The sequence below is a fragment of the Janthinobacterium sp. GW822-FHT07A03 genome (assembly GCF_058798815.1).
Genome location: NZ_JBXAKW010000004.1, coordinates 570,995 through 578,967 on the forward strand (window position 1 = coordinate 570,995; position 7,973 = coordinate 578,967).

Annotated in this window: 6 protein-coding genes; 1 reads left to right on the top strand and 5 read right to left on the bottom strand. The window is 61.7% G+C overall.

The features are described from left to right. Positions 1-17: 17 nt before the first annotated feature. The 5 genes from guaD to puuE form a co-directional block, all read right to left on the bottom strand. Complete coding sequence (guaD, locus tag AC1RJW_RS14825; RefSeq protein WP_493045574.1) at positions 18-1,334, bottom strand: guanine deaminase; 1,317 nt, start codon at positions 1,332-1,334, stop codon at positions 18-20. A gap of 9 nt (positions 1,335-1,343) precedes the next feature. Then, the gene (gene xdhC, locus AC1RJW_RS14830; protein WP_493045575.1) at positions 1,344-2,411 is read right to left on the bottom strand and encodes a xanthine dehydrogenase accessory protein XdhC; all 1,068 of its coding nucleotides are present in this window, start codon (positions 2,409-2,411) and stop codon (positions 1,344-1,346) included. 9 nt (positions 2,412-2,420) lie between these two features. After that, positions 2,421-4,766, bottom strand: coding sequence for a xanthine dehydrogenase molybdopterin binding subunit (gene xdhB / locus AC1RJW_RS14835; protein WP_493045576.1), 2,346 nt, complete (start codon positions 4,764-4,766; stop codon positions 2,421-2,423). A gap of 10 nt (positions 4,767-4,776) precedes the next feature. Further along, positions 4,777-6,243 (bottom strand): xanthine dehydrogenase small subunit, encoded by a 1,467-nt coding sequence (gene xdhA, locus AC1RJW_RS14840; RefSeq protein ID WP_493045577.1) that lies wholly within the window; start codon positions 6,241-6,243, stop codon positions 4,777-4,779. Positions 6,244-6,342: 99 nt separating this feature from the next. After that, positions 6,343-7,296, bottom strand: a complete 954-nt coding sequence (puuE, locus tag AC1RJW_RS14845) for an allantoinase PuuE (RefSeq protein ID WP_493045578.1) — start codon at positions 7,294-7,296, stop codon at positions 6,343-6,345. Positions 7,297-7,416: 120 nt separating this feature from the next. Between puuE and uraH the strand changes: the two genes are divergently transcribed. Beyond that, on the top strand, positions 7,417-7,770 hold the full coding sequence (gene uraH / locus AC1RJW_RS14850; RefSeq protein ID WP_493045579.1) for a hydroxyisourate hydrolase: 354 nt from the start codon (positions 7,417-7,419) through the stop codon (positions 7,768-7,770). Positions 7,771-7,973 lie beyond the last annotated feature (203 nt).

The window sequence follows — 7,973 nt, forward strand, 5'->3', positions numbered from 1 at the left end:
GTTGAACAACGGGTAGGTCAGCCCTGCCCCCGCACGTGCACGCATTGCCCGCCCGAATAGGTGGCGGCCACGGCGCGGTCGTCGCCCAGCAGCGCAAAGGCAAACAGCAATTCCTCCAGGCTTTGACAGCGAGCAGTACGGCGCTCGAGCAGCGGCGTCGATTGCTTGTCGAGCACGATGAAGTCCGCTTCCGTGCCAGCAGTGAAATTGCCCAGGGTGCCTTCCAGTTGCATGGCCCGTGCAGCGCCCAGGGTCGCCAGGTAAAACATGCGCAAGGCGGGCAGGTAGCTGCCTTTCAAGCGTGCTACTTTATAGGCTTCGTTCATTGTTTGCAACATCGAGAACGAGGTGCCGCCACCCACGTCCGTCGCCAGTGACAGCAGCACTCTCGCCGCATCGGCCCGCTCGAAATCAAACAAGCCGCTGCCCAGGAACAGGTTTGATGTAGGACAAATGGCGGCTGCCGAAGACGTTTCCGCCATGCGCGCGCGGTCGCGCTCATCGAGCCAGATGCAGTGGCCAAACATGGCACGCGGGCGCAGCATGCCGTAGTGGTCATACACATCAAGATAGCTGCGCGCCTGCGGATGCAGTTCGCGCACCCAGCGGCATTCATCCTCGTTTTCCGACACGTGGGTCTGCAAGTACGTATCTGGATAAGCGCGCGCCAGCTCGCCCGCCAGATGCATCTGTTCATTCGTGGACGTCGGCACGAAACGGGGTGTGATCGCGTACAGGGAGCGGCCGCGCTTGTGCCAGCGGCGGATCAGCTCTTCGCTGTCGCGCGCCCCCGATTCGGCCGTGTCGCGCAGGAACTCGGGGCAGTTGCGGTCCATCATGACCTTGCCCGCCACCATGCGCAAGCCGCGCGCTTCGCTGGCGCCAAAGAAGGCATCGACCGATTGCGGATGCACGCTGCCATACACCATGGCCGTCGTGGTGCCGCAGCGCAGCAGTTCATCGAGAAAGAACTCGGCGACATCGCGCGCATGCTCGGGATTCTCAAACGCGCGCTCGGTAGGGAAGGTGTACGTTTCCAGCCATGGCAGCAAGCCGGGCGCGGGCGAGGCGATCATTTCCGTCTGCGGGAAATGCACGTGCGTATCGATAAAGCCGGGCACGATCAGCTTGCCCCGGTAATCGACGATCTGCGTGCCAGGCGGCAAGGTCGCTTGCAGCTGCGCGTAATCGCCGGCTGCCACGACCTTGCCATCGGCCACGATCAGCAAGCCATCCGCATGCCAGGCGTGCGCCTCCTCGCTGAAAGCAGGATCGGCGTGGAAGTGCAGCAAGCTGGCACGGTAAGCTTGCAATGTGGCAGGAACAATCGGCATGACTTCTTTCTATAACGGGTGAATGGCGGCGCGTGTCGGGCGGCGCGGTGGCGCGCTGGCAGAGGCCAGCCGCAGCGGTGCGGCCAGGGCGGCAGCGGCCGCTTCCTCCCACACCATCAGTAATTGACAGGCAACGGAGGCGGCGATCACGGCCGGTGCCTTGTTGCGGATGCCGGGCATGCCGATCGGACACACCATGGCGGCAATGCGCTGGTCCGGCACGCCGCGCGCCCGCAGGCGGTGCTCGAATTGCTTGCGTTTCGTGTGCGAACCGATCAAACCGAACCAGCCCGCATCGTCGCGTGCCATGATGGCTTGCGTCAAGCGTTGATCCAGCGCATGGCTATGCGTCATGACAAGAAAACTGCCGCCCGGCGGCGCCATGGCGACGAATTCTTCGGGCGTGTCGGTGGCGGCGATGCGCACATTATCCGGCAGTTGCGCGGGAAACATGTCTTCGCGTTCATCGACCCAAGTGACATTGCAGGGCAAGTGGACCAGCGCACGCACGATGGCCGCCCCCACGTGACCGGCGCCAAACAAGGTCAGATGGGCGCGCGGCGCCAGGCAGGGGTCGACCAGCCAGCGCCGCCCTTCACTCCCCTGCGCCACATGGGTACTGCGTTCGCGTGAAAACGTATCGGGCGCCTGGCCTGGCGTGCCGGCGATCAAGCTACCTGCGGCATCGAACAGGGCCGACGCGGCGTCGCCATCGAGCGCCGTCAGGCGCCAGCTATCCTGCTGGCGGCGCTCGCGCAAGGCGGACAATACATCGTTCAAGCTGGCATCGACAGGTTCAAAGGCAAGATAAACAACGCCTCCGCAGCATTGGCCCAGGCTGGGGCCCAGCGCAAAACGTTCGAACCGCGCGCGGGTGTCGCCCGTGGCCAGCATGGTCTTGGCGATTTCCACGGCGCGCAATTCCAGGTGGCCGCCGCCGATGGTGTCCACTTGGCCTTCGAGGGTGACGCGCATCTTTGCGCCCGCCTCGCGCGGCCCGGAACCTTCCACCAGGGCAACAGTCACCAGCACGGATGCCTGCGTGTCGTTGTCCATCGCTGTCAGCCAGTCGCTCATCGTCTGCTCCTACGCGGCCACGCCGGCCGCTTGCACGGCCATGACCGCCTTGAGGATTTCCTCGCTGGTGGCCGGTGCATTCAGCGGTGGCTGCACGGCATGATGGCCCACGCTGGAAATGGCGTCGCGGATGGCAAAGAACACGGAAAACGGCAACAGCAGCGGCGGCTCGCCCACGGCTTTCGAGCGGTGGATGCTGTCTTCCACATTGCGGTTCTGGAACAATTTCACACGAAAATCTTCCGGGCAATCGGAAATGCCGGGAATTTTATATGTCGATGGCGCATGCGTCATCAGCTTGCCTGCCGCATTCCACCACAGCTGCTCCGTCGTCAGCCAGCCCATGCCCTGGATAAATGCGCCTTCCACTTGACCCAGATCAATCGCAGGATTGAGCGACTGGCCCGCGTCGTACAAGGCGTCCGCGCGCAGCAGTTTCCATTCCCCCGTCAGGGTATCGACAACCACTTCGGCCACGGCCGCGCCATACGCGTAGTAGGAAAACGGATGGCCCGTCATCGTCTTCGCATCCCACGACAGCCCGGGCGTGGCATAAAAACCGTCCGACCACAGTTGTACGCGCGCCAGGTAAGCCTTCTGCACCAGCTCGGCAAACGGCACGACGTGGCCATTGACGTGGATGTGCTTGTCGAAGAAGCTCACGCCAGCCGTTTCGCCGCCGTACAGTTTGACCGCATAATCGGCCAGGCGTTCGCGGATCTGCCGCGCCGCATCCTGCGCCGCCTTGCCGTTCAGGTCGGCGCCGGTGGAGGCCGCCGTGGCCGACGTGTTCGCCACCTTGCTGGTGTCGGTGGCCGTGGCCCGCACGCATTCGAGGTCCAGTCCCAGCTCGTGCGCCACCACCTGCATCACCTTGGTATTGATGCCCTGCCCCATTTCCGTGCCGCCATGATTGACCAGCACGGAGCCATCCACGTACACGTGGACCAAGGCACCTGCCTGGTTCAGATGCGTGACGTTGAAGGCGATGCCGAATTTCAAGGGCGTGAATGCCAGCCCCTTCTTCAGCACGGGGCTGGCTTCGTTGAAGGCATCGATGGCGCGGCGGCGCGCCCGGTAATCGCTGCTCTCTTCCAGTTCGGCAACGAGCTCATGGATCACGTTGTCGACGATTTTCTGCCCGTACGGCGTGACGTTGCGCCCTTCCGCATCGTTGCGGCCATAGAAATTGAGCCGGCGGATATCGAGCGCGTCGCGTTGCAAATGACGGGCGATTTCATCGATCACGTACTCGATGGCGATGGCGCCCTGCGGCCCGCCAAAGCCCCGAAAAGCCGTGTTCGACTGCGTATTCGTCTTGCCGCAGGCGGCGCGGATGTCCACATCGGACAAATAGTAGGTGTTGTCGAAGTGGCAGACGGCGCGCGTGGCGACGGGGCCGGACAAGTCCGCCGAATAGCCGGCGCGCGTGGTCATGTCGACCTTGGCGACCAGGATTTTACCGTCGTTGTCGTAGCCCACTTCGTACTCATAGTAAAAACAGTGGCGCTTGCCCGTCACCAGCATGTCGTCGTCGCGGTCCGCGCGCAATTTGACGGGCCGTTTCAGTTTCGCTGCCGCAATCGATGCGGCCGCCGCCCACAGGGCCGACTGCGACTCCTTGCCGCCGAAACCGCCGCCCATGCGCCGGCATTCGACGGTGATATTGTGCGAATGCACGCCCAGCGCATGCGCCACCACGTGCTGCATCTCGCTCGGATGCTGGGTCGAACACAGCACCAGCATACCCAGCGCTTCTTTCGGGATGGCGTAGGAAATCTGTCCTTCCAAATAAAACTGTTCCTGCCCGCCCACATACAGCTGGCCCTTGACCACATGCGGCGCCTTCTCGAACGCGGTCTGGTAGTTGCCACGCGTAAGTTGCATGGGCGGCAGCACGTACGATTGCGCCGCCTTGGCCGCCTGCGGCGTCATGATGGCGGGCAATTCGTCATAGCTCACTTGCGCCAGGCGGGCGGCGCGGCGCGCATGATCGTGCGTATCGGCCACCACGATGAAGATGGGCTGGCCCACGTATTGCACCAGATCAGCAGCCAGGATGGGATCGTCGTGGATGATGGGGCCGCAATCATTGGTGCCGGGAATGTCCTGCGCCGTGTAGACGGCGACGACACCCTGCGCATCGCGCACGGCCGATAGATCCATGGCCGTGATGCGCGCGTGCGGCTTTTGCGACAGGCCCAGCGCCGCATGCAAGGTGCCTTGCAATTCGGCGATATCGTCCGTGTAGGTGGCTTGCCCCAGCACATGCAGTTGCGCCGATTCATGGGGGCTGGGCTTGCCCACGGCGCTCCAGGCGGCCGCTTGCAGTTCGGGCGTGGCAGGATGGTTCATGCTGGTCCTTTCAGGCGCGGCAAGCGTAGGCGTTGAGGGACGTCGGGGGCAATGGCGCGCCGGGACGGGTTTCCAGCCAGAAGCGGCGCAACAGGTTTTGCGCCGTCGTCATGCGGTAGCTGTTCGACGCGCGCATGTCGGACAGCGGCGCGTAATCGTCGGCCAGCAGGCGCATGGCGATAAGCAAATTGTCTTCCGTCCACGCCTGTCCCCGCAAAAACGCTTCCGTCTGCGCGGCGCGCTGCGGCGTGGCCGCCATGCCGCCAAAGGCGATGCGCGCATCCACGATGTGCTCGCCGTCGAGCTGGAAGGCGAACGCGGCGCACACGGCCGAGATATCCTGGTCGAAGCGCTTGGCCAGTTTATACGTGCGGAAATGCACATCGGCACGGGGTAAGGGCACGCGCACGGCTTCGACGAATTCACCGGGCTGCAAGTCTTTCTTCTGATAGCCCAAATAGAACTTTTCAAGCGGCATGATCCGCTGTCCGGCCGGGCCGCGCAGCACGATATCGCTGCCCAGCGCAATCAGCCACGGCATCGAGTCGCCGATGGGGGAACCATTCGCCACATTGCCGCCCAAAGTACCCGCGTTGCGGATCGGCAAGGAAGCAAAACGCTGCCACAGTTCCGACAATTCGTCCGGATAGTGCCGGCACAGCGCCGCATACGCATCGTTGAGGCTGGCTCCGGCGCCAATCTGCAGCTTGCCGTCAACGATGCCGATGGTTTTCAGCGCGGCCACATTGCCCAGATAAATGATGTCGCCCAGGTCGCGCAGTTGCTTGGTGACCCACAAGCCCACGTCGGTGGAACCTGCCAGCAGGCAGGCCTGCGGCTTTTCCGCGCGCAACGCCACCAATTCGTCGATGCTGCGCGGCGCGTGGAAGTGCTGGCCGCCATGTTCATACGTGCTCAAGCTGCCGCGCTGCAGCGTTTGCAATTGTTGCACCAAGGCATCACGGTCAAAGCTGACATGCGGCAATTCGCCCATGCGCCTGGCCGCGTCGATGATGGGCCGGTAACCGGTGCAGCGGCACAGATTGCCCGACAGCGTATCGTCGATTTCGCAGCGCGTGGGCGTGGCGCCGTTTTTCTTCAGATACATGCCCCACAAGGACATGACAAAGCCGGGCGTGCAAAAACCGCACTGGGAACCGTGGCACTCGACCATCGCCTGCTGCACCGGATGCAGGGCGCCATCGGGCTGCTGCAAGTCCTCCACGGAAAACAGGGCCTTGCCATCGAGCGTGGGCGTGAGCTGGATGCAGGCGTTGACGGCCTTCATCTCGACCTGGCCGTCCACCAGGCTGCCGATGACGACCGTGCAGGCGCCGCAATCGCCCTCGGCGCAGCCCTCCTTGGTACCCGTGCAATGCAAATCCTCGCGCAGGTGCTGCAACACAGTCTGCGTAGGGGCGGCGTTGCGTACTTCCTGTACGGCACCACGGTAGTAAAAACGGATCGGTTCTGACATGCTGGCCTCGGTATAGTCCCAGTATAGGAGATTAACACCGGCATATGGGACAACTATATGTAAAGACTGATTTTACTTATCATCCAATATCAATATGCATCAGATAATGCAGGGATGCGTCGCATGCCAGTGTTCGGCGATATCGATGCGGCGCGTGATCCACACCTGCTCATGGCCCTGTACATAGTCGAGGAAACGCGCCAATGCCGCCGCCCTGCCCGGCCGCCCCACCAGGCGGCAATGCAGGCCTACCGACAGCATCTTGGGCTGGTTCAAGCCGTTCGGATCGCCTTCCGCGTACAGCACGTCGAAGGCATCCTTCAGGTAATCAAAAAACTGTGTGCCCGAATTAAAACCTTGCATGGCGGCAAAGCGCATGTCGTTCGTATCCAGGGTGTAAGGCACGATCAGCTGCGGCTGCATGGCCGGCATGCCGGCAGCATCCGTGTACGCCACTTTTTCCCAGAATGGCAGGTCATCGCCGTAATAATCGGCGTCGTAGCGGAAGCCGCCATGCTCGACCACCAGTTTGCGCGTATTTGGCGAATCGCGCCCCGTGTACCAGCCTTGCGGGGCGGTCCCCGTCAATTCGCGGATGATCTGCACGGCTTCGTGCATGTGTTCGCGCTCCGTCGCTTCATCCATGTTTTGATAGGAAATCCAGCGCAAGCCGTGGCAGGCGATTTCATGGCCCAGTTCCTGGAAGGCGGCCACCGCCTCCGGATTGCGCTTCAGGGCCATCGATACGCCAAATACGGTCAGCGGCAGGCGCCGCTCCTCGAACATGCGCAGCAAGCGCCACAGTCCGGCGCGCGAGCCGTATTCATAAATCGACTCCATGCTCAGGTGACGCGCGGGAAAAGCCGCCGCACCGATCATTTCCGACAAAAACGTTTCCGATGCGGCATCGCCATGCAGCACGCTGTTTTCCGCCCCTTCCTCGTAATTGAGGACGAATTGCAATACGACGCGGGCCTTGCCCGGCCATTGAGGGTGGGGTGGCGTGCGGCCATAGCCGATCAAATCGCGCGGATAATTTTCATAAGTACTCATGCGGTGGCTCGCCTATAGGAGACAATGTTGGTTATACGCCCAATCATATAGCCAGCCGCTGATGCAGGTATATGATTTGCAAGATAAGCACATTCACTCACCCTATATACAGGATAGCAAATGGGAAAACTCAGCACGCATGTACTCGATATCGCCCACGGCAGGCCGGGAGCCGGCGTCAAGGTGGCCCTGTTTTCAGTCGCGCCGGAAGGCAAAGTGTTATTGAAGATGGATATGACCAATAGCGACGGCCGTTGCAGCTCACCCTTGCTGGAAGGCGACAGCATGAAGGTGGGTCAATATGAGCTGGTGTTCAATGCAGGCGACTATTTCGCCGCCCAAGGCGTGGAATTGCCCTCGCCCCGCTTCATCGATCTGGTGACCCTGTCCTTCGGCATTGCGCATACGGATGAGAACTACCACGTGCCGTTGGTGGTATCGCCATGGTCGTATTCGACTTATCGAGGAAGTTAAGCGACGTTCGATGACAAAGGCAGCGCATGGCGCTGCCTTTTTTACGCCGGTATGCAGTGAAAGTAGGTCAAAGCGCCAGACGAAAAAAAACCCGACCATTGCTGATCGGGTTTTTCTCTACTGCGTATAACAAGCCTGACGATAACCTACTTTCACACTGGTTGCAGCACTATCATCGGCGCAAAGTTGTTTCACGGTCCTGT